Annotated in this window: 21 protein-coding genes; 12 read left to right on the top strand and 9 right to left on the bottom strand. The window is 69.9% G+C overall.

Annotated elements, in window-relative coordinates; all coding sequences use genetic code 11:
- Nucleotides 1-541: 541 nt before the first annotated feature.
- Both VN520_RS23095 and VN520_RS23100 read right to left on the bottom strand, forming a co-directional pair.
- Nucleotides 542-2008, bottom strand: a complete 1467-nt coding sequence (locus tag VN520_RS23095) for an amidase (protein WP_325748853.1) — start codon at nt 2006-2008, stop codon at nt 542-544.
- A gap of 495 nt (nt 2009-2503) precedes the next feature.
- Nucleotides 2504-3070 carry a TetR/AcrR family transcriptional regulator gene (locus VN520_RS23100; protein ID WP_325748854.1) on the bottom strand — a complete coding sequence of 189 codons (567 nt, stop codon included), beginning with the start codon at nt 3068-3070 and terminating at the stop codon, nt 2504-2506.
- 100 nt (nt 3071-3170) lie between these two features.
- On the opposite strand from VN520_RS23100, the gene VN520_RS23105 reads away from it, so the two are divergent.
- The 5 genes from VN520_RS23105 (at nt 3171) to VN520_RS23125 (ending at nt 8532) form a co-directional block, all read left to right on the top strand.
- Nucleotides 3171-4844: a CocE/NonD family hydrolase gene (locus VN520_RS23105; RefSeq protein ID WP_325748855.1), complete on the top strand. Its 1674-nt coding sequence runs from the start codon at nt 3171-3173 to the stop codon at nt 4842-4844.
- A gap of 116 nt (nt 4845-4960) precedes the next feature.
- Complete coding sequence (locus tag VN520_RS23110) at nt 4961-5911, top strand: ABC transporter permease (RefSeq protein ID WP_325748856.1); 951 nt, start codon at nt 4961-4963, stop codon at nt 5909-5911.
- Entirely contained in the window at nt 5908-6765 is an 858-nt protein-coding gene (locus VN520_RS23115) for an ABC transporter permease (protein WP_325748857.1), read from the top strand. The genes VN520_RS23110 and VN520_RS23115 overlap by 4 nt, the downstream gene beginning before the upstream one ends.
- Nucleotides 6762-7757: an ABC transporter ATP-binding protein gene (locus VN520_RS23120; RefSeq protein ID WP_325748858.1), complete on the top strand. Its 996-nt coding sequence runs from the start codon at nt 6762-6764 to the stop codon at nt 7755-7757. Before VN520_RS23115 ends, VN520_RS23120 begins: the two co-directional genes overlap by 4 nt.
- Complete coding sequence (locus VN520_RS23125; RefSeq protein WP_325748859.1) at nt 7750-8532, top strand: ABC transporter ATP-binding protein; 783 nt, start codon at nt 7750-7752, stop codon at nt 8530-8532. The genes VN520_RS23120 and VN520_RS23125 overlap by 8 nt, the downstream gene beginning before the upstream one ends.
- Before the next feature lie 331 nt (nt 8533-8863).
- On the opposite strand, the gene VN520_RS23130 is transcribed toward VN520_RS23125, so the two are convergent.
- The 3 genes from VN520_RS23130 to VN520_RS23140 all read right to left on the bottom strand — a co-directional run bounded on the left by VN520_RS23130 (nt 8864) and on the right by VN520_RS23140 (nt 11374).
- Entirely contained in the window at nt 8864-9307 is a 444-nt protein-coding gene (locus VN520_RS23130) for a hypothetical protein (RefSeq protein ID WP_325748860.1), read from the bottom strand.
- Between the two features lie 223 nt (nt 9308-9530).
- The gene (locus VN520_RS23135) at nt 9531-9698 is read right to left on the bottom strand and encodes a hypothetical protein (RefSeq protein WP_325748861.1); all 168 of its coding nucleotides are present in this window, start codon (nt 9696-9698) and stop codon (nt 9531-9533) included.
- A gap of 29 nt (nt 9699-9727) precedes the next feature.
- Nucleotides 9728-11374 (bottom strand): ABC transporter substrate-binding protein, encoded by a 1647-nt coding sequence (locus VN520_RS23140; protein WP_325748862.1) that lies wholly within the window; start codon nt 11372-11374, stop codon nt 9728-9730.
- A 278-nt stretch (nt 11375-11652) separates the two neighbouring features.
- On the opposite strand from VN520_RS23140, the gene VN520_RS23145 reads away from it, so the two are divergent.
- Nucleotides 11653-12114 (top strand): DUF3237 domain-containing protein, encoded by a 462-nt coding sequence (locus tag VN520_RS23145; protein WP_325748863.1) that lies wholly within the window; start codon nt 11653-11655, stop codon nt 12112-12114.
- 53 nt (nt 12115-12167) lie between these two features.
- Here VN520_RS23145 and VN520_RS23150 read toward each other — a convergent pair whose 3' ends face one another.
- On the bottom strand, nt 12168-12581 hold the full coding sequence (locus tag VN520_RS23150) for a MarR family winged helix-turn-helix transcriptional regulator (RefSeq protein ID WP_325748864.1): 414 nt from the start codon (nt 12579-12581) through the stop codon (nt 12168-12170).
- 217 nt (nt 12582-12798) lie between these two features.
- On the opposite strand from VN520_RS23150, the gene VN520_RS23155 reads away from it, so the two are divergent.
- From VN520_RS23155 to VN520_RS23170, 4 genes are all read left to right on the top strand, one after another.
- On the top strand, nt 12799-13710 hold the full coding sequence (locus tag VN520_RS23155; RefSeq protein ID WP_325748865.1) for an SDR family NAD(P)-dependent oxidoreductase: 912 nt from the start codon (nt 12799-12801) through the stop codon (nt 13708-13710).
- A gap of 2 nt (nt 13711-13712) precedes the next feature.
- Nucleotides 13713-14501, top strand: a complete 789-nt coding sequence (locus VN520_RS23160; protein ID WP_325748866.1) for an amidohydrolase family protein — start codon at nt 13713-13715, stop codon at nt 14499-14501.
- A gap of 11 nt (nt 14502-14512) precedes the next feature.
- Nucleotides 14513-16060, top strand: a complete 1548-nt coding sequence (locus VN520_RS23165) for a long-chain fatty acid--CoA ligase (RefSeq protein ID WP_325748867.1) — start codon at nt 14513-14515, stop codon at nt 16058-16060.
- A 68-nt stretch (nt 16061-16128) separates the two neighbouring features.
- Nucleotides 16129-16587, top strand: coding sequence for a MaoC family dehydratase (locus tag VN520_RS23170; RefSeq protein ID WP_325748868.1), 459 nt, complete (start codon nt 16129-16131; stop codon nt 16585-16587).
- A gap of 405 nt (nt 16588-16992) precedes the next feature.
- On the opposite strand, the gene VN520_RS23175 is transcribed toward VN520_RS23170, so the two are convergent.
- Nucleotides 16993-17496 carry a DUF2690 domain-containing protein gene (locus VN520_RS23175; RefSeq protein WP_325748869.1) on the bottom strand — a complete coding sequence of 168 codons (504 nt, stop codon included), beginning with the start codon at nt 17494-17496 and terminating at the stop codon, nt 16993-16995.
- A gap of 209 nt (nt 17497-17705) precedes the next feature.
- Nucleotides 17706-19082 (bottom strand): peptidase C39 family protein, encoded by a 1377-nt coding sequence (locus tag VN520_RS23180; protein WP_325748870.1) that lies wholly within the window; start codon nt 19080-19082, stop codon nt 17706-17708.
- Between the two features lie 263 nt (nt 19083-19345).
- On the opposite strand from VN520_RS23180, the gene VN520_RS23185 reads away from it, so the two are divergent.
- Both VN520_RS23185 and VN520_RS23190 read left to right on the top strand, forming a co-directional pair.
- Entirely contained in the window at nt 19346-19960 is a 615-nt protein-coding gene (locus tag VN520_RS23185) for a hypothetical protein (protein WP_325748871.1), read from the top strand.
- A gap of 367 nt (nt 19961-20327) precedes the next feature.
- Nucleotides 20328-22244: an AAA family ATPase gene (locus tag VN520_RS23190; RefSeq protein ID WP_325748872.1), complete on the top strand. Its 1917-nt coding sequence runs from the start codon at nt 20328-20330 to the stop codon at nt 22242-22244.
- A 46-nt stretch (nt 22245-22290) separates the two neighbouring features.
- Here VN520_RS23190 and VN520_RS23195 read toward each other — a convergent pair.
- On the bottom strand, nt 22291-23017 hold a 727-nt coding region (locus VN520_RS23195), incomplete at its 5' end, for a CBS domain-containing protein (RefSeq protein WP_325748873.1).

Genomic DNA, 23017 nt, shown 5'->3' on the forward strand with positions numbered 1-23017 from the left:
CCGCAAGAACCCCACCAGCAAGTACGGACCGAACGCCGGACAGCACCCCACGACCAGCCAGAACTACACCATCCGCACCACCGTCACGTTCTTCGAGCACGGGCTCGCGAACCGTTCACAGAGATAAACGCAACGGTGTTGGCCAACAGCTCGTAACACGATCATGTGAATCGGCCCTGACGGCCGTGTCGTGGCCAGCACGCGAGGGAAGAGCACGGAATGTCCCACGTAACGAACATGGTCAAGGGAAGGGACTGCTGCATGATCGGATGACAACCAGGTTTATGCAGCCAGCGCTGCGGCTGGGGTCATGATTGCCTCGTACTCGACGGGGGCCGATCGGGTCAGGCGTCTCCGACATCGGCGCCGGTGGCATGCGCGCTCGATCCAGGTCACGATCGCGATCCGCGACTCCTGGCGGGTGGCCCACGTACGGCGGTCGAGGGCGTTCTTCAGCCTCCTTTTGTCAGGAGCCGTCAGCCGCCACGGACCGGCGGTGGGCCGATCCGTGAAGGCGGCATCATGCCGACTGCCGGTCGTGTCAGGACACCTGGTCCCACATCCGGATCATCGGCGTGCGGTCCTCGACGGCCTGGGCGGCGTCGAGGATGAGGTCTTCCTCGAAACGGCCGCCGATGAGCTGCACTCCCACCGGCAGGCCGTCCTCCAGTGCGACCGGCAGGGTGACAGCGGGGAAACCAAGGACCGGGACTGCGGTCATCGGCCACATGGCGGAGAACAGCTCGCGGGTACGTCCGGGCCCCGCCTGGTCCGCGTCCTGCTCGAAGGGAAGTTCCGCGCAGGCCGGCGTGAGCAGCAGCCGGTGCTTGCCGAGGAGTTCCTGCAGTCGGGTGATCAGGGTGGCGCGTCGTGCCCAGCCGTTGATGTAGGTCTCCAGGGAGGGACGCTCACCCCACACCTCGGCGGCGTATCCGAAGTGGCCCTCCAGCGCTGTGCGGATCGCCTCGTCGCCCATCTCCTGCACGACCGGCAGGATGAGGCGGATGTCCTCGGTGATCAGCAGCGCCCACAGCCGTGATGCTTCGGTGAGCAGGGACAGCTGGTTCACTTCGTCGACGACGTAGCCGGCGTCCACCAAGCGGTTCACGGCCGCGTCCAGGGCCCGGTCGACGGCCGGATGGTTCTTGACGTCGACGTTGCCCCGTACCACGGTGACGGCGACCGGGCCGGCGGGCCGCGCTGCGGCGGGAAATGCCGGGACACCCTGCGGTATCCGCACGTCAGGTGCGCTCATCGCGTGCAGTGCCAGGCGGGCGTCGGCCACGTTGCGGGCCAGCGGGCCCTGCACGGCGCAGTAGTGGACGGTGGGCGGGAAATCCAGTTCCACCGGTCCGCCGGGGGTGTCGGCGAAGGCGGGCGGACCGTAGTCGGAGACACGGCCCACGGTGGGCCGCACGCCGACCACGCCGCAGCAGGCGGCGGGGAAGCGGATCGAGCCACCGATGTCGTTGCCTTGGGCGATCGGCGTCATACCTGCGGCCAGGCTGCTGGCGGATCCACCGCTGGAGCCGCCCGGCGTACGGTCCTCGTCCCACGGGTTGAGCGTGCGGCCGTACAGCTCGTTGGTGGAGAACCAGCGGAACGAGAAGCCGGGCGAGTTGGAACGGCCGAGTGGAACAGCGCCTGCCTCACGCAGCGCGGTGACGCACGCCGCGTCGCCGGTCGCCGCCTTGTCAGCCAGCGCGGTCACCCCGTTGCTGGTGGCGTATCCCTCCTGATCGGTATTGATCTTGATGGACACGGGGATTCCGTGCAGCGGCCCCAGCTCTCCGCCCGCAGCCACCTCCGCGTCGGCACGACGGGCGGCGGCGAGTGCCTCCTCCGGACGGATGTCCACCAGCGCGTTCAGCTGAGGGTTGGTCTCGGCGATGCGGTCCAAACAGGACTGTACGAGTTCTTCGGAGGAGACCTCGCGGGTCCGAATGACTTCAGCCAGGTCGGTGGCGGAACGCTGCCACAGGGCTGCGGACGGTTCGTACTTACCCAAGGAACACCTCTTCGGAAGGGGCCGGCTCACCGATGGCACGAGGGGGCAGGGTGAGAAGGAGAAAGCAGACGGTGCTCGGTGGACTGTGTCCGGCCGAGGGCGACGCCGTACGCCACGCCGTGATGAAACGGCGTTTTATTACGGCGTCAGAGTGCGTTCTTGCCGCGCGCCCTGTCAACCCCTGACCGGTGCGTCACGGGGACGAAGGGGTGCCGATCCGCCGCACGGCCGACGAATCGATGAGGCGTGACACGGCTGGGCGGAGGAGTGCCGAGCGCCGCGAGGACGGCCGTCATCACTTGGCTGTCGCGCCTGACGGCCGATCCCTGAGCGTCCGTGCGGGAAGCCGACGCAGCCTCGCGCATGGGAGTGACGTGTCCGAGTTGCCTTCCCGGTACGCCTTGACGCGGCTCTGTCCTGCCGTTCACGAAGCCCTCCATCATGATGGCTGCTCGAACGGTTCGCCGGTCGGACTCGCGGCCGAGAAGGCTCGCTTCAGGTGCCGATGAGGGCGTCCACCATAGCCTGGGCGACGCGGTCGGCCCGCTCCGCCGTCCAGTAGGCCGGCTCCTCCATGGCGGAGACGTAGTAGCCGCGGGTCAGCAGGGACAGGACGTCTGCGGCGAGATCGGCGTCGGGTACTCCCGCGGCGGCGGAAGCGTCGAGGAGCTCCTGGCGCGCCTCACGCGGTTCGCGCCGGTCGACCCCGTTGGGGTCGGTGTGCGCCGACGAGAGCATCTCGACCCAAAGGGTGCGGAGCAGCCGGTCCTCAGGTTCGGTGCTGAGGTGCCATTCCACCGTGGCGCGCAGTCGGTCCGCTCCGTCCAGGTCGCCCAGGTGTGCTTCCAGGTCGGCCCGCCAGCGGGATTCGGCAGCGCGTACGGCGTTGGTGATCAGTGCCGTGCGGGTGGGCACGTAGTTGGTGACCATGGCCGTGGATCCGCCGAGTTCCTTGGCCACGGCACGGATGGTGATGGCGCGCGCCCCGTCCCGCGCCGCGACGGCAAGGGTCGCCTGGGCAATCGCGCTGCGCCGCTGAACTTCGTCGACATCGATCGGCATGGCAGCAACCTAGCGCAGAGGGGGTTGACGACGAACGCATGTAGATGCAACGTTGTTATATAACAATGTTTTCCAAAGATTTGTCTTCGTGGAGGCTTCTGTGAGCCCTGCCGTCCAGCGCGTCACACCAGAACCCGCCCCTCCGCACGCAGAGCAGCACATGGTGCGCATGCGTGACGGGGTGCTTCTGGCCACCGATGTGTACGGTGCCACCCCGGGAAGGCCCGCGCCGACCGTGCTGGCCCGTGTCCCCTACGACAAGAACAGCCGGTACGTCTTCTTCGACAAGATCGCGGAGAGGTTCACGGCGCACGGTTATGTCGTCGTGGTCCAGGACGTCCGCGGCAAGTTCCGCTCGCAAGGACAGACGCTGGGCTGGACCGGAGAGGTCGACGACGGCTACGACACTATCGAGTGGATCGTCCGGCAGTCCTGGTCCGACGGGATCGTGGGCATGTTCGGCGACTCGTACTACGGGTTCACACAGTGGTCTGCGGTCTCCAGCCAGCACCCCGCCCTGCGCGCCATCGTGCCCCGGGTGACCTGCACCACGAACGCCCCCGGTATCGCCACCTACGACTCCGGCTCCGGCCGACAGCCTCTGTGGCTGGAAGGGGCCACCTACCAGGCCCAGGTATGGGTGGACAACGACACCTACGAGTTCGACGTCGATCTCACCAGGCGCCCGGTTATCGCCGCCTATGAGGAGGTGTTCACCGCGATCGGGAAGCGCTCGGCCGGTTTCGACCTCGTCCTCGGCGGCATCCCTCTCGCCCCGTACAACGGCCCGCACCCTTACGACGCCCGCCCCGTACCCGTGCTGCACTGCGTGGGCTGGTTCGACAACCTCGGCATCGCCCACATGCGCGACTACACGGAGCTGGCCGAACGCCCCGGCTGGGCAGCCGTCCAGTATCTGATCGCCGACACGATCGACCACGAGAACTACTTCCTGGAAGACGCCCCGGCCACGCCCGAGACCGATCACCTGGCCGATGCCGCCGCCCTCGAACGCATGCTGGACTCCTACACCGGCCCCGCGATCGAGTTCTTCGACGTCTTCCTGAAGGGCACCGCACAGCCCGATTCACTTCCCCGGGTGCGCTGGAAGCTCGGCCACGAGGGCTGGCGCACCTCCGAGGCCTGGCCCCTGCCCGAAGCCACGACGGCTGAGCTGTACCTGGCAGAGCCGGACGCCGCCGCCGGGAGAGCACCCGGCGGGACGCTCGCCCCACGCCCGGCCGCCGGGGCGGAGTCGGCGGAGTGGCGGTACGACCCCGACGATCTCGTGCCGTCCGCCGCAGCCGACACCTTCCTGCAACTGCGCGACCACGTCGATGAGCGTCCCACCCTCGATCGGGACGACGTCCTCGTGTTCACCGGCCCTGCCTCCGACCGGCCACTCGACCTCGCCGGTCCCGTCCACGCGATGCTGCACGTGGAGAGCACGGCGCACACGTTCGACGTGTTCGTCCGTCTCCTCGATCTGGCCCCGGACGGCACGGCACGCCTGATCGTGCGCGGCTGTGCCCAAGCCGACGAGCCGGGCGAGGTGGAGATCGCTCTTGGCCACACCGGCTACCGGATGCGTCCGGGACACCGCCTCGCGCTGATGATCGCCGGCAGCGACTTCCCCAACCATCTGCCCAACTCCGGCTCCACAGAGAACCCGTGGCTGACGACCGCTCCCAAGGCGAGCCTGCAGAAACTCCGGACCGGTTCCGCCCACCCCTCCCGCCTGTGTCTGACCGTCCTGCCCGAAAGCGGCGAATAGCCCCCGCACCCTGGAGGGCCCATGCTCCCTCTGCGACACCTCCCCAGCACGCCGCCGACAGACTCGGCAGCGCACCACCCCGCCACGGGCCGGCACCGTGAGCGAGGTGGCCCGGAATGAGCCTCCGCTTCGTCGCCACCCGCCTCAGCATGCTCGTCGTGACCGTGCTCGTCTCCAGCGTGGCCATCTACGGCGCGATGTTCCTCACCCCGGGGGACCCCGCCACGTTGCTCGTCGGCGGCAGCCGCAACCCCGATCCCGCCGTGCTGGCGCAGATCCACCGTGAGTACCACCTGGACGATCCGTTCGTCCAGGGCTACTGGCACTGGCTGAGCAACTGCCTGCAGGGGGACTTCGGGAAGTCCCTCGTCTACCGCGACTCCGTCGCCGGCCTCATCGGCGCGCGCGCCGGCGACACCCTCGCGCTCGTCGCCTACGCCGCCGTCCTCGTCCTCGTCGCCGGCACCGTCATCGGTACGGTCGCCGCCCTGCGCGGCGGACATACGGAAACCCTGGTGACGACCCTGACGGCGGGTGCGATGGCGGTGCCGACCTTCGTCATGGCGGTCCTGCTCATCTGGCTCTTCGCCGTCCAGCTCCCGTGGTTCCCCGTCTACGGATCCGGCGAGGGCTTCACCGGCACCCTGACGCACCTGACGCTCCCGTCCGTCGCGCTTGCGCTGACCTGGATCGGCTACGTCGCCCAGGTGACCCGGACCGCCGTCCGCGCGGAGATGCGCTCCGAGCACGTGGAGACCGCCCGCAGCCGCGGCGTCCCCGAACGCACGGTGATCAGGCGGCACGTGCTGCACAACGCCTCCGGCCCCGTCTTCGCCGTCTCCGGCGTCGGCATCGCCGGACTCATCGCCACCGCTGCCGTCGCCGAGCAGGCGTTCGGCACCGGAGGGCTCGGAGCCCTCATGATCGAGGCCGCGTCCAAGCAGGACATGGCCGTCGTCCAAGCCGTGTCGCTGATCTTCGTGGTCGTCTTCGTCGTCATCAACACCACCGTCGACCTGGTCAGCGAGGCCCTTGACCCCCGTACCGCGCAGAAGGGGGTCCGATGACCACCGCCCTGTCCGTCCGTGCCGCCTCCAAACAGAGGACCGGACGCCCACGTGACCACCTGACGCTTGGCGCGGGATGCGTCGTCACCCTGTTCGTCCTGCTGGCTGTGCTCGGGCCACTGCTCGCCCCGCACGACCCGAACGCCGTCGACCCCCTGAACGTCAACGCCGGACCGTCCACCACCCATCTCCTCGGGACGGACGACACCGGACGCGACCTGCTGTCCCGGCTGATCGTCGGCACCCGTGCCAGCCTCGCCGCCCCCGCCGTCGTCATCTTCGTCTCCACCACGCTCGGCACCCTCCTCGCGCTGGCCGCGGCCTGGTTCGGAGGCTGGACCGACCGGTTCGTCTCCGGGGCCCTCGACATTGTCTTCGGCTTCCCAGGGCTCATCATGGCCGTCCTCGTCGCCGCGGTCTTCGGCGCCGGGCTCACCGCACCGGTCGTCGCCCTGTCGATCGCCTACCTCCCTCTGATCACCCGCGTCGTGCGCTCGGCCGCGATCAAGGAACGCAACCTGCCCTACGTGTCGGCGCTCCAGCTCCTCGGCGCGCCCACCGCCCGCATCTGGCTGCGGCACCTGCTGCCGAACCTGCTCCCCCTCATCCTCGTCCAGGCCACCATCGGATTCGGATACGCCCTGCTCGACGTGGCCGCGATCTCCTTCCTCGGGCTTGGCAGCCAGCCGCCGGACCCGGAGTGGGGACTGATGGTGTCCAGCGGGGCCCCCTCCATCCTCGCCGGCCAGCCGCAGCAGTCGCTGTACGCGGGCATCGCCATCCTGATTGTCGTCGTCGCGTTCAACCTGCTGGGAACGGGACTGTCACGACGTCTGCTCGGAGAGAACGCATGAGCACACCACCTCTGCTCCGGATCGACGCGCTCGGCGTCGACCTGCCCCTCGACGGAACGCCGCGCACCGTCGTCCACCACGCCGATGTGACCATCCCCGAAGGCACGGCCGTCGCCCTGGTGGGCGAATCCGGATCCGGCAAGTCCCTGATCGCCCGCTCCGTCATGGGACTGCTTCCCGGAAACGCCCGGATCCACGGAGACGTGCGGTTCGCCGGGGAATCGGTCCTGCGGATGAAGCCCGGGCGCCTGCGCGCCTTCCGCGCGACCGAGGTCGCCATGGTGTTCCAGGACCCCCGTGCCCACATCAACCCCGCCCGCAGCGTCGGCGACTTCCTGATCGAAGGGCTGACCACCGCGCGGCGTGTCCCGACCGCCGAGGCCGTTGGGAAAGTCACGGGAATCCTGCGGGAGGTCGGCATCGCCGACGCCGAACGGCGGATGCGCCAACGGCCCCACGAACTGTCGGGCGGCCTGCTCCAGCGTGTCATGATCGCTGCCGCACTGGCTGCCGAACCCTGCTTGCTCCTCGCGGACGAGCCGACCACCGCCCTCGACGTGACCACCCAGGAGGAGGTGATGGCCGTCATCGGCGAGGCCCGCGAAGCCCGGGGGCTCGCCATGCTGTTCATCACCCACGACCTGGAACTCGCGGCAGCCGTGTGCGACCGGGTCGTGGTGATGTACGCGGGCACGACCGTGGAAGAGCTCCCCGCGGACCGTCTGCGCGGGCACGCCGCCCATCCCTACACGCGCGCCCTGCTGGCTTCCCGTCCCCCGGTCTCCGACCCCACCGCGGAACTCCGCTCCATCCCCGGAAGACCCCTGTCCGGCTTCGAGGTACCCGACGGATGCGCGTTCAGCGAACGATGTCCCCACGTCCAAGACCTGTGCCGCAGCGACCGGCCGGAACCGATCTCCACCGGTGACGCCACGGCGGTCTGCCACTTCCCCCGCCCGCTCCCGTCCGAGGGGACCGGAAGCCATGCTTGAGGTGCGCAATCTCCGCAAGGAGTTCGGTGACTTCGTCGCCGTGGACGACGTGACGTTCTCACTCCCGGAGCAGGGGTCCCTGGCGATCGTCGGCGAATCGGGATCGGGCAAGACGACCACCGCCCGCATGATCGCCGGACTCGAGACGGTCAGTGGCGGACACGTCGCCGTCGGCGAGCGCGGGTCCGGCCCGCCGCGGTCACACGAGCGCCGCGCCCGCGGTCGGCGGATCCAGATGGTGTTCCAGGACCCCTACTCGTCCCTCGACCGGCGCCAGCGCGTCGGCGACGCCGTCGCCGAGGCGGTCGCGCTGCACAGGGACCTGCCGGCGGACCGGAACCGCGCCCGCGTGGCCGAGCTGCTCGACATGGTGGGCCTGGACGACCGGCAGGCACGTTCCCTGCCGAAGGCGCTCTCCGGTGGACAGCGCCAGCGCGTCGCCATTGCCCGCGCCCTGGCCGCCGAGCCACGGGTACTGATCCTGGACGAGGCCATCGCGGCCCTGGACGTGTCCATCCAGGCGCAGATCCTGGCCCTGCTCGCCCGCGTCCGGGCGGACACCGGCACGGCCCTGCTGTTCATCACGCACGATCTCGGCGCCGTCCGTCACATCAGCGACGACGTCCTGGTGATGCAGGCGGGAAGGGTCGTCGAACACGGCCCCGTCGCCACCGTCCTCGGTGACCCGCGGGACCCCTACACCCGGCGCCTCATCGCTTCCATCCCGAAGCCGGGCTGGAAGCCGCGGAGAAGGGCGGACGAAGCCGTCACCTGACGTCCTGTACACCGCGCGGCCCACCGAACGAAGACGGCTGTCCCGGCGAGGGGCGGGGCAGCCGTCTTCCTCTTGTCCCACCCGGAACACCGAGCCCGGAGAAACAACCCCTCCACGTCTTCTGTGCTCGACGAGTCGGCCCTTCACGTCCGTGGCCCCCTCTCCGCTCAGGGCGCTTCCACCAGTGGGGGTTCCCCTGTGGGAACGGTCGACGCTTCGCGCAGGGCTCCGACGGCATCGGCGCCGATGCGTTCCGCCAGGACGCTTTCGATGACGGCGATGGTGTCCTGGGCGCGCCGGTGTACACGAGAGCCCTCGGCGGTGGGGCGGATCAGGCGGCTGCGGGCGGCACCATGCTGTCGTAACCGCTCGGCGCGACCGTGCCGATGGGGCTGAGCAGAGCGGTCACCGGAATGCAGTCGCCGCACAGGGACAGAGCGCTGCGTACGGCCGGCAGGGAAAGCTCTGCGGCGTAGAAGCCGGAGGCCGTGTCGCTGGCCATGCCTGAGACGAGACACAGCAGGAAGCAGAGGCAGACGACGGCCAGGAACAGGGCCGAAAGTTTCCTTCCGGCGCCGTGCAGCGCGCCGACGTGAGGGTCGTACCGCCGACGGCAGCCGTGGTCGTACCACAGGGCGGAGAACATCATGATGCCGGCCTGAAGGCTCAGCAACAGCATTCCGGGTGTGCAGGCGCCGGCCACCACCGTCGCCGCGAGGCCGTCCAGCGTGAACGTGACCAGGGAGACGAAGGTGATCACGGCCGCGTTGACCACGAGGAGCCGGCTCCTCAGGCGCCTTGCAGTGCCGCGCAGTCGCGCATGTGCCGGTCGCTCGGCGGCAACGCCTCCCGAGGAGCCGCATGACGTGGGTTCGGACAAGGACAGGGGGTGATTCCGACGGGCGGGTGCGTGCAAGGAACGGGAGGGGGAAACGGCGTGTCCCGGTGGTCGGTGAAGACCGCCGGGACACGCCGTCAAAGGCTTGTGCGGAAGGTGATCAGCCGGTCTGCGCCCGGGAGAGGGCCGGCCGGGTACGCACGGCCCGGGCCAGGTTCTCCTCCGGCCGGACGTCCAGGAGGGCGTTGAGAGCCGGGGTGGTCTCCTCGGCCCGTGCGGGGAATGCCTCGGTGCCCGAGCGGTCCCGCAGTGGTGTGCCGTCGGTCATCTTCGTCCCCTGGTTCGAAGGAGCGGCGGTTACTTGCCGGTGCCGCCGAGGTGAGCGGCCCACGGCATGCTCATGTAAGCGAAGGAGGTCGGTGCGCCGCTGATGCGCTTGTTCATGAACATCCGCTCGTGCGTGGTGGCCAGGAACACCGTGGGAGTGGTGGGGGTGAACAGCGTCTGGGCCTCGGCGTACGCCTTGGCCGAAGCCTCGGGGTCAGAGGAGGTGCGGGCTTGGTCGAGCAGCCGGGTCACCTCGGGGTTGTCGTAGCCGGTCCAGTTGAAGATGCCACGGGGAGTGAGGCTCTCGGCCACGTAGGACGCCGGATCGGGCATCGTGACGTAGCCGAAGGTGAGGATGAGGTCAAGGCCCTTGCGGACCGAGGGGTCGTAGAAGAGCGAGGACATCTCGGTGGGCTGGAGCTGCTTGATCTCGATGTCCACGCCGATCTTCTTGGCCGCGGCCTGGATGAACGTCAGCGCCTGCAGTCCGCGCTGGTCGCCGGCGGGAATGGCGGCCATCAGTGGACGTGAGACCGGGCGGGCCTGTGCGATCAGCTTCTTGGCCTTCTCCACGTCCGGCTCCGGGACGTCCGGAAGTGCCGCGTAGGCACCGTCAAACTGAGCGGCGGCCTTGTCTCCGCGCCAGGTCAGGGGCGGGACGAGTGACTTCAGGGGGGTGGCGTCACCGCCGAAGACGTTCTTGATCAGAGCGTTGCGGTCGATGACCAGGGACAAGGCGTCCAGGAGCTTGCGGTCGGCCGCGGGCGATTCGGCGTTGCCGGGAACCAGCAGCACGTTCTGGGTCGACGGGCCGAGATGCACCGCACCGTTGTCCGCCTTGCCCAGCGCTGTGGCGCTGCTGGGCGGCAGCTCGTAGGTGCCGTCCACCTCACCGGACAGCAGTGCGCTGGTCAGCGTGTTGTTGTTGGTGATGAACCGGAACTCGATCTGCTTGGCCTTCGGCTTCAGTTCGGTGTCCCAGTAGGTCCCGTTGCGTTCCAGGGTGATGCCGCTGCCGGACTTCCAGGCGCCCAGCTTGAACGGCCCCGTGCACATCAGGCCGCCCTTGGCGGTTCCGTAGGCGGGGCCGGCCTTCTCGGCGTACGCCTTCTGGTTGACCGCGCCGAAGGTGGTGGACAGCGCTTTGGGGAGCGTCTGGTCGTATCCCTTGGTCCGCAGTGTCACCTGGTGGGGGCCGGTGGCCTTGATCGAGGTCACGGCGGCCAGGTAGTTGCCGTACAGGGCCTGCGTCCTCGGGTCCCGCTGCCGTTCCAGGCTGTGGACCACGTCCTCGGGGGTCATGGGCGAGCCGTCCCAGAACTTCACGCCGGGGCGCAGGTCGAGCACGAGAGTGCGCTCGTCAGACCAGGTGACCTTCTGGGCGAGACCGGGACTCAGGGAGAAGTCCGCGTTCATCCGGGTCAGCGTGTCGCAGAGGTTGGCTTCGACCGTCTGGGGGGAGTAGTCACCGATCTTGGCGGGGTCCAGCGTCGTCGGTTCGCCGTAGGGCAGCGCCCAGGTCACGCGGTCCACTTCGGAGTCGCCGGGTGCCGTGGTGGTGGTGAGACGTTCGGCCTCGGAGGACGTGCCGTCTCCGGCCGGCGTGGCGCTGCAGGCTGTGGCGGCCAGCAGCCCCACGCCCGTGAGCACCGTCAGCACCGTTTTCTTCGCAGCCATGGCTGATGCTCCTTGCCGGGAGGAGGGAGAAGGAGGGGACGCTCGACATGGGGGGTGGGAAACGCCGACGAGCCGTCGTAAACGAACGTCATATAACGCTGTTGCATGTCACGCTTGCATCTGGTGAGCTGACGCGTCAAGAGACAAGACGTGACCATCTCGCGAACCAGTCGTCCGCCCGCCGGGATCGGCCCGGCGCGGATCCGCGCCCGACCCGTGGCGATGTTTCGAGGTCCCGCGACGGTCGCCGCCCCCTCTCGCAGAAGCGGAGAACCACCATGTCCTTCACTCCCGCCCTCGACTTCGCGTTCGAGATCCGTGCCGAGGTGTCCGGCACGCTGCACATCGGCAACGGTGACGGGGAGGTCACCGAGTTCACCCCCATCACCGGAGGCAGCGTGGACGGGCCCCGGCTGCGCGGGAAGGTCCTTCCCGGCGGAGGCGACTGGAGCAGTGCGCGTGGTGAGGTGTGCGAGCTGGAGGCCCGCTACCTGCTCCAGGCGGAGGACGGCGCCGTGATCGACATCGTCAACCGCGGCTACTACCGCCCCAAGGCCGACACCCCGGACCAGTTCGAAGGAGAGGTGCAGGTCTCCGAGGCCGGGCACTACTACCGCACCTCGCCGGCCTTCCGCACGGATGCTCCCGCCCACCGCTGGCTCACGGAGACGGTCTTCGTGGGCCTCGCCCGGCCGGACGGCGACGACGCCGTGGTCATCCGCATGTACGTGCTCAGGTAACAGCTCGCCGTCACGGCTCGCGCGCCGGCCGCGCGGGCCCGTGGCGCCCCCGGTTACGTGAGGGAGCGCCACGCCCCGGTCAGGGCCTCCCGCAGTGCGTCGACTTCTTCGGCGTCCAGGCCGACGACCACGCGCTCCTCCCGTGCGCGGGCCGGTCCGGCGTACTCGGCGAGCAATCGCCGCCCCGGCTCGGCGAGCAGGACGAGGCGTTCGCGGCGGTTGGCGGGATCGGGCTCGCGGCGGATCAGGTTACGGCTCTCCAGTGCCCGGACCGTGTCGGCCACCGACCGGGCGGTGACGAAGGAGTCGCGGGCGAGCCGTGCGGCGGAGATGCCGTCGTGCCGTTCCAGGACCGTCAGGGCGGTGTACTGCAGTGCCGTGATCCCGGCGGGCCCGAGCAGCTCCTCCAAGCGGGCGCGCACCGCCGGCTCCGTCCTCTTGAGCAGGTAGAGGGGTGAGGTGCTCACGTCCGTCCTTCCGTCGTGTCGGCCCGTGCGCGGCGACCGGGGTCCGCCGTCGTACCGGGCGCCACCCGGCGGCGACCGTCCCACCCTGGAACATTGACAGGAATCCTGTTGGTTGTGCAGACTGCCATTCATCAGGATTCCTGTCGGTTCCGGCCCGCGCCGGCCTTTCGGCATCCCTCTTTCACCTCTTCTCCACTTCCTGCGAGAGGCATCCCTCATGGATCTCCAGGGCAAGGTCGCCATCGTCACCGGCAGCGGACGCGGTCTCGGACTGGCTTACGCGCAGGCACTCGCCGCGGCCGGCGCCGCCGTCGTGGTCAACGACGTCGACCAGGCCGTCGTCGACGCCGCCGTCGCCTCGATCACCTCCGGGGGCGGCACGGCCACCGGCGTCGTCGCGGCGGTGGGCGGCAGCGAGGCGGCCCAGCGACTGGTCGACACGGCGGTGGAAGAGTTCGGCCGCCTGGACGTGCTCATCAGCAACGCCGGCATCCTGCGCGACCGCGTGCTGTGGAAGATGACGGACGACGACTTCGACGCCGTCGTCCGTGTCCATCTGCGCGGCACCTTCACCTGTGCCCGCGCGGCGGCCGTCCGCATGCGCGAACAGGGCACCGGCGGCCGGCTCGTCCTCATCTCCTCGCCCGCCGGACAGCGCGGCAACTTCGGCCAGACCAACTACGCCGCCGCTAAGGCCGGCGTCGTCGCCATGGCCCGCACCTGGGCCATGGAACTGGGCCGCGCCGGCATCACCGTCAACGCCGTCGTCCCCGTCGCCGCCACCGAGATGACCAAGACCATCCCGGCGTTCGCCCCGGTCATCGAGGAGTCCGAGCGCACCGGCAGGCCGCTGCCGGACTGGCTGCGCAAGGACGAGGGCCTCGGCACCGTCGAGGACGTCGCCGCCCTGATCACCTTCCTGGCCTCGGACGGCTCCGACGGAGTGACCGGCCAGGCGATCGGCATCGGCGGCGACCGGCTGGCCCTGTGGGCACACCCCAAGGAGAAGGCCGTCGCCTTCGCCGACGGCGGCTGGAGCGCCGACGCCATCGCCTCCGAGTGGCCGGACGGCGTCGGAGCCGAGCCCGAGACCTACGGCATCCCCGCGCCCAAGGCCCCGGAGGCGTAGACATGGCCGACCTCGCGCTCGGCCTCGACCGGATCACCGCCATCGACGTGCACACGCACGCGGAAGTCTCCAAGGACGGCCACGGGGCGCTGAGCCCGGAACTGTTCGGTGCCTCCGAGAAGTACTTCAAGGCCCACGGCCATCGGCAGCCGACCATCGAGGAGATCGCCGAGAGCTGCGCCGCCCACGCCGACCTCCTGATCCCCTTCGCGAGCATCGACCCGCACAAGGGCCGTGCGGGCGTGCGCGAGGCACGGCGGCCGGTGGAGCAGTACGGCGTCCGCGGCTTCACGTTCCACCCCAGCATCCAGGCGTTCCTCCCGAACGACCCTCCCGCCCACCCCCTGTACGGGGCCATCCAGGAACTCGGCGTGCCCGCCCTGTTCCACACCGGCCAGACCGGCATCGGCGCCGGCGTCCCGGGCGGCGGCATCCGCCTGAAGTACTCCAACCCGATGCTGGTCGACGACGTCGCGGTCGACTTTCCCGGACTGCGGATCATCCTCGCCCACCCGCCCTTCCCCTGGCAGGACGGGGCCCTGGCGGTGGCCACCCACAAGCCGCAGGTGTCCATCGATCTGTCCGGCCGGTCCCCGAAGTACTTCCCGCCGCAGCTCGTGCGCTACGCGAACGCCCTGCTCAAGGACAAGGTCCTCTTCGGCTCCGACTACCCCGTCATCACCCCCGACCGGTGGCTCGCCGACTTCGAGAAGTTCGACATCAAGCCCGAGGTCCGGCCGAAGATCCTCAAGGAGAACGCCGCCCGCCTGCTCGGCCTCCTCACCGACTGAAGGAACCGCTCGTGTTGAACCAAGGCATCGGCTCCTGGCCGGCACGCAGGGCCCGTAAGACCCCCGACCGCACCGCCGTCGTCCACGAGGGCCGCACCTGGACCTACCGGGACCTGCACCGGCGCGTCCTGCGTCTCGCCCACGCCCTGCGCGCCCTGGGCGCGGAACACGGTGACCGCGTCGCCTACCTCGCCCCCAACCACCCGGCTTTCCTGGAGACCCTGTTCGCCGCAGGGACGCTGGGGGCGGTCTTCGTCCCGCTCAACACCCGGCTCGCGACAACAGAGTTGGCTTACAACCTGGCCGACTCGGGCAGCGCCTTCCTCGTCCACGGACCCGAGCAGGCCGAAGCGGCCCGTGCTGCGGCGGCCGAGGCGGGCGTACGGCGCCGGATCTCGGTCGCAGGACCCGACCAGGACGGAGCCCTCGGCTACGAAGAGCTGCTCGCCGGAGCCGGGACCGGTCCGCTGGACGAGACCGTGGCGCCCGATGACCCATGCATGATCATGTACACCTCCGGAACCACGGGCCGTTCCAAGGGCGCCGTCCTCTCCCATGCCAACATCACCTGGAACAGCGTCAACATCCTCGTCGACACCGACCTGGCCGGCGACGAGGTGACCCTCGTCGTAGCCCCGCTGTTCCACACCGCCGGCCTCAACATGACCTGTCTGCCCACCCTGCTCAAGGGCGGCAGGGTCGTCCTCCTCGGTGCCTTCGACGCCGAACGCGTCCTGGAACTGATCGAGGACCTGCGCGTCACGTACATGTTCGGCGTCCCCACCATGTACGACGCCATAGCCGCCCGGCCCCGCTGGGAGACCACGGACCTGTCCAGCCTGCGCACCCTCAACTGCGGCGGCGCCCCTGTGCCCGCCCGCACCATCGCCACCTACCTCGACCGCGGCCTCGCCTTCAGCCAGGGCTACGGCATGACCGAGGCGTCCCCCGGCGTCCTCTTCCTGGACCGGGAACAGACCTCGGCCAAGGCCGGCTCCGCCGGGGTGCCGCACTTCTTCACCGACACCCGCGTCGTCATGCCGGACGGCAGCGAGGCCGGGCCGGGCGAGCGCGGCGAGATCCTGGTCCAGGGCCCCCACGTCATGACCGGCTACTGGAACCGGCCCGAGGACACCGAGGCGGCCTTCACCGACGGCCGCTGGCTGCGCACCGGCGACATCGCCCGGACGGACGACGACGGGTACGTCTACATCGTCGACCGGGTCAAGGACATGTTCGTCTCAGGCGGCGAGAACGTCTACCCGGCCGAAGTCGAGGACGTGCTGCTCACCCATCCCGCCGTCGCCGAATGCGCGGTCATCGGCGTGCCCGACCCGGTCTGGGGCGAGGTCGGCCGCGCCGTCGTCGTCCTCAGGCCCGACACCCGCGCCGACCAGGACGACATCCTCGGCCACCTGCAAGGCCGGCTCGCCAAGTACAAGATTCCCAAGTCCCTGGTCCTGACCGAAACCCTGCCCCGTACGGCCTCCGGAAAGATCATCAAACCCGCCGTGCGCCACACCTACGCGCCTGCTCCCACCGAGCGTCCCCACCCGTGACGGACGCCCGGACAACCCCCTCTCACCGGCAGCGCCCCCTGCTGCCCGTGCCATCGAAAGGATCTTCCATGCCCTCCGTCGCCGACGGCCCCGACGGACTCAAGGCCCTCAGCGGAACCGACCTCGGCCGCACCGAATGGCTCGACATCACCCAGAACCGAGTGAACACCTTCGCCGACGCCACCGACGACCACCAGTGGATCCACACGGATCCGGAAAGGGCCAAGGACGGACCCTTCGGCGGCCCCGTCGCCCACGGCTACCTGACCCTCTCCCTCATCATCCCGCTCTTCGGCGAACTGCTCACCATCACCGGGATCAAGATGAGCGTCAACTACGGCCTGGACAAGGTCCGTTTCCTCAGTCCTGTGCCGGTCGGCGCGAAGATCCGCCTGCACGGCGCCGTCGGCACCGTGGAGGAGGTCAAGGGCAACGGCGTGCAGATGCCGCTGACGTTCACCATCGAGGTCGACGGCAGCGACAAGCCGGCCTGCGTCGCCCAGGCCGTCTACCGCCACTACGCCTGACCGACCCCGTGTCGTGAGGTGACGGAACCTGCCGCACCCGGCCAGGAACACAGTCGTTCACCGGCGAACCGGAGCAGCAGGCCACCGCCCCGGGCATGCGATGTACCACCTTCATGACAGTGGGCCACCTGCGGATGTACCGCTCCACGTCAGCCACCACGATACGAAGCACCACCTCGTGTCAGCGGCCGGCCACGGGCCTTGACCCAAGGCCCGTTCGGCTTGCAGAAAGACCGCTCCGACGCGGGCGCGTCGAAGACCGAGTCCAGTGAGGAGTTCGCGTCCCGTGTCGGCGAGGGCCGGGGTGCGGGCGGTGGATTCGGCGAGCGATCGGGTGCGGCTGGTACTGGTGCGGTCGGCGCTCCGGGTGTTGGCGTACGCTGCACCGTCCGGCAAGGCGGTCTCTCAGCAGAAACCTTCCCACGCGTTGCTCGCGCTCGCTCCGGTGAAGGCGACTGGCTGACCGGATGCGTTACGCACGATGGCCATGGCTGTGATGCACGTGGCGCCCGGAGCAAAGACCTGCATGCCGAACGAGCTACCGGTTGCCGGGTCGTACTCGTAGTTCTCGTAGAACCCGAGCCAGCCGCCCTGCCCGTCAGGCTGACCGGAAATACGCCGGACCCCCTTGGTGACCACGTTCGAGGCGTTCGAAACACTCATGACGGCACGCACCCAGTTGGTCTGGCAACTCGGTGAGTAGCGCACCTCCATCGTCCCGAACACCGCCTGAGGGCTGCGGATCTGGCGGGTGCCGATGGTGACCGCGTCAGCCGCGCATCCGGTGGTGTACGGATTCGTTCCCGTGTAGGGGTCGTAGGGCGCAGCGGCGGCGCCTGTGGTCGACAGCATGACAGCGCTCATGGCCGGCGCGAATACGGCCAGCACCCGCGGTCCGATTTTCCCCATAGCTCCCCAGTTTGGGTAGACAGTGCGCGTATCGGTTCGTGTCAGCCAACAGGGGACTCGTCACGAACACGAAGGGCCTTTCAGGCCATATGCCATAAGCAGAGGTGAACGGGCCGTCCCGGTCACCGGTGTCACACCCGCGGCTCCGGACCGGTACGGCCGCCTCGACGACCTGACGGCCGCGAACGCCGCCGTGGGGCCGCACCTGGTCAGGTCAGCCCGAGCGACCGCAGAACGCGGTGCTGAGCCGGTGCCGGGCCGACGGGCCAGAAGACGTAACAGACCCCTCCCGTCCCCCCTCTGACCTGCCCGTTCGCGTCGTAACGCTTGGTGCGTAGCCAGATGTTCTCCCACTCGCGCCGCTGGTAGACGCGGCGCACCGCGTCGTTGGACGGTGATGCGGGGTCGTTGGCGATCACGTCGCCGTCGGCCGTGAAACCGATGACGGTCATCAGGTGGCCCGAGGTCCCGTAGCCTGCCCCCGTCAGCTCGCCCTTGAGGAACGACTGGGACGTGATGACCGGGATGCCCACCGCGATCAGCTTCTCCAGGTCGGTCAGCGACCCGAGCCGGGTGACCACGGCGTTCATGTCCCTGTACGTCGTGGCATAGGCGGTGTTGAAAGGCCAGTTGCCGCAGCCCTCGTACTGGTGGTCGAAGGTGTAGCGGGCGGCGTGGCAGACCTGCGGGTCGGCAAGGCCCGGTTTCACCCAGGCCAGATCCTCGGAGGTCGGTTTGCGGCCCCAGTATTCGATGATCATCTGCGAGGAGGTAGGGCTGCACCAGGCCTCGCCCCCGTTGTCGTACTCGGGGTACTCCCCCACATGGACGTTCTGCGAGTAGCGGGGCACCGGCAGCTCCCGGACGGTGCGGGGCGCGGCGGCGGGGACGGTGAAGCGGTCAGGGATGTCCGAGGCCATGGCACCGGCCCGGTGGACCGTCGGAGTGAGGCGGGAGCCGGGGGTGCGGTGCAGGGTGAGCCTGAGGCGGTAGGACACCAGCCGCAGCCCGCTCGTCGTGTCGTCCAGCGAGAGGGTGTCGGTCCAGACCGTGCTCCTGCCGTCGCTCTGGTCGTCCACCGAGGTGCGGCGGATGTCCGTGTCGCCGGAGGCCCAGCGGCCCATCACGTACCAGGGGGTGTCCGTGCCGTCCGAGTAACTGCCGCGCAGTTCGATCTGGATCCAGGTGCCCTGCGGGGTGTGGGCGTTCCAGGAGGCGATCACCTCGGTGGCGGGAACAGCCGGGCGGTGGGCCGGTGAGGTCCAGGTCGCGTACTCCCAGGTGCTGGTCGTGCCGGTGTGCGGGTCGGTGTAGGCGGTGCTGCCGGCGGGAGTGGAGATCACGAGGCCCGGCCGTCGGCCGGTGACCGCCCTGGTCCCGGCCGAGGAGCCGCAGCGCCAGTCGGCGTACGCGGCCCAGAATCGGTTGTCCACGAGGGAGGCTGTCGCCGGGGACGAGGGGGCGAGGGAGGGGGAGGTGAGGGAGGGGGAGGCACTCGCCGGGCCGGCGGAGGCCACAGTACCTGCCCCGGCCGCTGCCGCGAGCGCGGCGGCGAGCACGGTTCTGCGTGAAGTCGGTCTGGTCATGGGCGAGACCCCCGGTCGTTGAGCGGATTGGGGCTGCGGGCGCCGATCGGTGCGCCAACTATTGCGGGTCGGGGCCGGATCCGGCCAGTGATTCGGCCCGTGCCGCCGGAGCAATATTGGTCTGGCCCACTGGCATCATCCGCGCAGGACCTGGAGCGGGTCCGCGTCCTCGCGGGGCAATCCCACCGGCTGATTTCGCGGGGCAGCCCCGCCGGCCGGCCTCGCGGGACGGCCCCGCCGGCCGGTTCTCTTAGGGTGGAGGGATGAACGACCTGGCCGTCCACGCGCGCGGGCTGCGCTCCCTGCCGCCGTCCTGCGGACCGGTGCGGCTGATCGCGGTCGACGGTCACGCGGGGTCCGGCAAGAGCACCTTCGCCGGCCGGCTGGCCGCGGCGCTCGGCGGCGCCCCCGTGCTGCGTCTGGACGACCTGGCCACGCACGAGGAGCTCTTCTCCTGGACGCACAGGTTCCGCGGTCAGGTCCTGGACCCGCTCTCCCGGGGCGAGCCCGCGCGGTACGCCCCGTACGACTGGACGAACCGGTGCTTCGGGCCGGCGAGGACACTGGATCCCGCCCCCGTGATGCTGGTCGAGGGAGTGGGGGCGGGCCGCCGCGCGGTGCGGCCGTTCCTCGCCGGACTGCTGTGGATCGAGGGAGGCAGCGAGGCGTCCTGGGAACAGGGCAGGCGCCGCGACGGTCCCGGACTCTCGGAATTCTGGGACGGCTGGACCGTCGCCGAGCAGCGGCATTTCGCCGTGGATCCCTCGTACCCCTTCGCGGATTGCGTGATACGGCGGATGCCCACGGGATACGCGTGGCTGGAAGGGCCTCATCCGACAGCGGTGGCGAGTCGAATCGTCACGGACGGTGAAGCCTGAGCATCACCGTCCGGGCTCACCGGAAAATGGCCGGGAGGCACCTCAACTCGGCTTGACCGAGGGCCCGTACAGGTCTTACGTTCTCAATGTGCGGCTTTTCGGAGCCCCCGCAGACACGAAGCCCCCGGTTGTTCCCCCGTGACCGGGGGCTTCGTTCTGCCCTCGCGCCCCGTCGGGCCGAGCCCTTCACTCACCGTGGGTCACCAGCGCCGAAGCGCCGGTAACGCCCTTAACCGCTCACTCCCTGTGCAGGTACGATGCCTCTCGGGTGTGGTCAATTCCCGTCCCCGGCACGGTGATTAGGTGCGCCGCGCTGGGCATGCTGTGCGGGCAGGGCATTCTGGGGGCACGGTTTGTGGGGGACCTGATGGACATCGGCACGCCGGGCACGCTGGCCCCGGCCGACCTTGCCTGGCTTCGCGGGGTGGACGCCTACACCATGGGCGCGTACCCGCAGGCCGAGGAGGAGTTCAGAACGGCGGTGCGTTTCGATCCCGGCATGGCTGACGGCTGGCTGGGGCTGCACGCGCTGCGGATCGACACGGCCACGGCGCTGTTGCGCATGTACCGCCATCGCGACCGCTTCGGTGAGCAGCGCGCCCGCCATCGCCGCACGCTCAACTCGTGGTACTGGCTGGGGTGGTGGGTGCAGCCGGTGCTGGAGAGTCCGCGCGATCTGCTCCTCGCGCACGCCTCGCACTGGCTGGACGGCCGTCACGTGCCGGAGCTGGACCGGGCGCTGGCGGGCCTGCCGCCGGTCGACACCGACCCCCAGGTCCGGTTCCTGCACGCCTGCCGCTCCTACCTGGTCAAGGACTGGGAGCAGCTCGTACGCACCACGGAGCAGCTCATCGACGATCCGCTGCTCGGCATCGAAGCGGGGCTCTTCGGCGGCATGGCGCGGGTGCGCCTGGAGATGTACGGGCAGGCGGAGCCACTGCTGTCCGCCGCGCTGATGCGCTGCCGCAGCGAGCAGCCGCAGCGCAAGGAGCTGCGTTACTGGCTGGCGCGGGCCCACGAGGGCACCGGGCGCAGTGCGGCGGCCCTGCCGCTGTACCGGGCGGTGCACCGCGTGGACCCGGCTTTCATGGACACCTCGGCCAGACTCGCGGCGATCTCCGAGGGGGACGGTTACGACGAGGCCGCCGACCTCGCCGCGGTGTCGCTGGCCGGCATCGGTTCGGACGGCACCGGCACGGGTGTGGAGGCCCGGGCGGACGGGGACCTGGTGCTCGGCACCGATCTCGTGGACGGCCGTGAGCCCCTGCTGGGCGGCGACCCGCAGGCCGTACCCGGCGCTGTGGTGCCGCCGTCCGCGGCCGGCGGCGGTGACGGGACACGGGCGAAGCTCGGGGCACCGCGGGCCGCCGTCTTCCCTGCGGGGCCGAGCGACCCGGTGATGCTCGCGGAGGCCTTGGCCGAGCTCGAACGCATGGTCGGGCTCGAACCTGTGAAACGCCAGGTCAAAGCCCTGTCCGCCCAGCTGAACATGGCGCGGCTGCGTGCGGAGCAGGGGTTGCCGGTGCAGCCTCCGAAGCGCCATTTCGTCTTCTCCGGCCCGTCAGGGACGGGCAAGACCACGGTGGCCCGCATCCTGGGCAGGGTCTTCTACGCACTCGGGCTCCTCGGCGGCGACCACCTGGTGGAAGCCCAACGGTCCGACCTGGTGGGCGAGTTCCTCGGGCAGACCGCGGTGAAGGCCAACGAGCTGATCGATTCGGCACTGGGCGGCGTGCTGTTCGTGGACGAGGCGTACAGCCTTTCCAACTCCGGCTACAGCAAAGGCGACGCGTACGGCGACGAGGCACTGCAGGTCCTCCTCAAGCGGGCCGAGGACAACAGGGACCATCTGGTCGTCATCCTCGCCGGCTATCCCGAGGGCATGGACCGGCTGCTCTCCACCAACCCGGGGCTCTCCTCGCGCTTCACCACGCGGGTCGACTTCCCGAGCTACCGTCCCCTCGAACTCACCGCGATCGGCGGGGTGCTGGCCGCCGAGAACGGCGACGCGTGGGACGAGGAGTCCCTCGACGAGCTGCGCAGCATCAGCGGCCACGTGGTCGACCAGGGCTGGATCGACGAGCTGGGCAACGGCCGTTTCCTGCGCACCCTGTACGAGAAGAGCTGCGCCTACCGCGATCTGCGGCTGTCCGGTTACGTCGCCGCCCCGACCCGGGACGACCTGGCCACCCTGCGGCTGCCGGATCTGATGCAGGCCTACGGCGAGGTGCTGTCCGGGCGCGGCCCGGCGGACCCAGGGAAGCAGGAGCCCGGAGCCCTGTGAGCCGGCCGCCGGACAGTCCCCGAGGGGGCCGCCCGGCGGCGGAGGGTCAGCCCAGCGGGGCCATGGCCTTCGTCCTCGGCGCCTCCACCGTGCGGCGGGGCGCCGAGACTCGGTGGGCCGGGTCGCGGACCTCGCCCACGAGCATCTCCAGGACGTCCTCCATGGCGACCAGGCCGAGCACCCTGCCCGACGCGTCGGCGACCTGGGCGAGATGCGTGGCAGCGCGGCGCATGACCGTCAGGGCGTCGTCCAGGGGGAGTTCGGCCCGTACGGTCGCCATCGGGCGCCAGACCTGCTGCGGCACGGCCCGGTCGCCGTCCTCGAGATCCAGGACGTCCTTGACGTGCAGGTAGCCCATGAACGGGCCGCCGCCCTCCGAGCGGACGGGGAAGCGGGAGTAGCCGGTCCGCACGGTCAGCTCCTCCACGCGGCGCGGGGTGACGGAGGGGTCCACCGTCACCAGGGACGCCCGGTCCAGCAGCACATCGGTGACGGGCCTGCTGCCCAGCTCCAGGGCGTCCCCGAGGCGTTCCCGCGCCTCGGGTTCCAGCAGGCCGGCCAGGCCCGCGTCCTCCACCAGACGGTTGAGCTGCTCACTGGTGAAGACGGCCTCGATCTCGTCCTTCGGCTCCACCTTGAAGAGCCGCAGCACGAGTGTGGCGCAGGCTCCCAGCGCGGAGGTCACGGGCCGGCAGAGCCGGGCGAAAGCGACCAGGCCGGGGCTGAGCCACATCGCGGTCCTCTCGGGGGCGGCCATCGCCAGGTTCTTCGGG

It is taken from the genome of Streptomyces sp. (genome assembly GCF_035563135.1).
Lineage (GTDB): Bacteria > Actinomycetota > Actinomycetes > Streptomycetales > Streptomycetaceae > Streptomyces.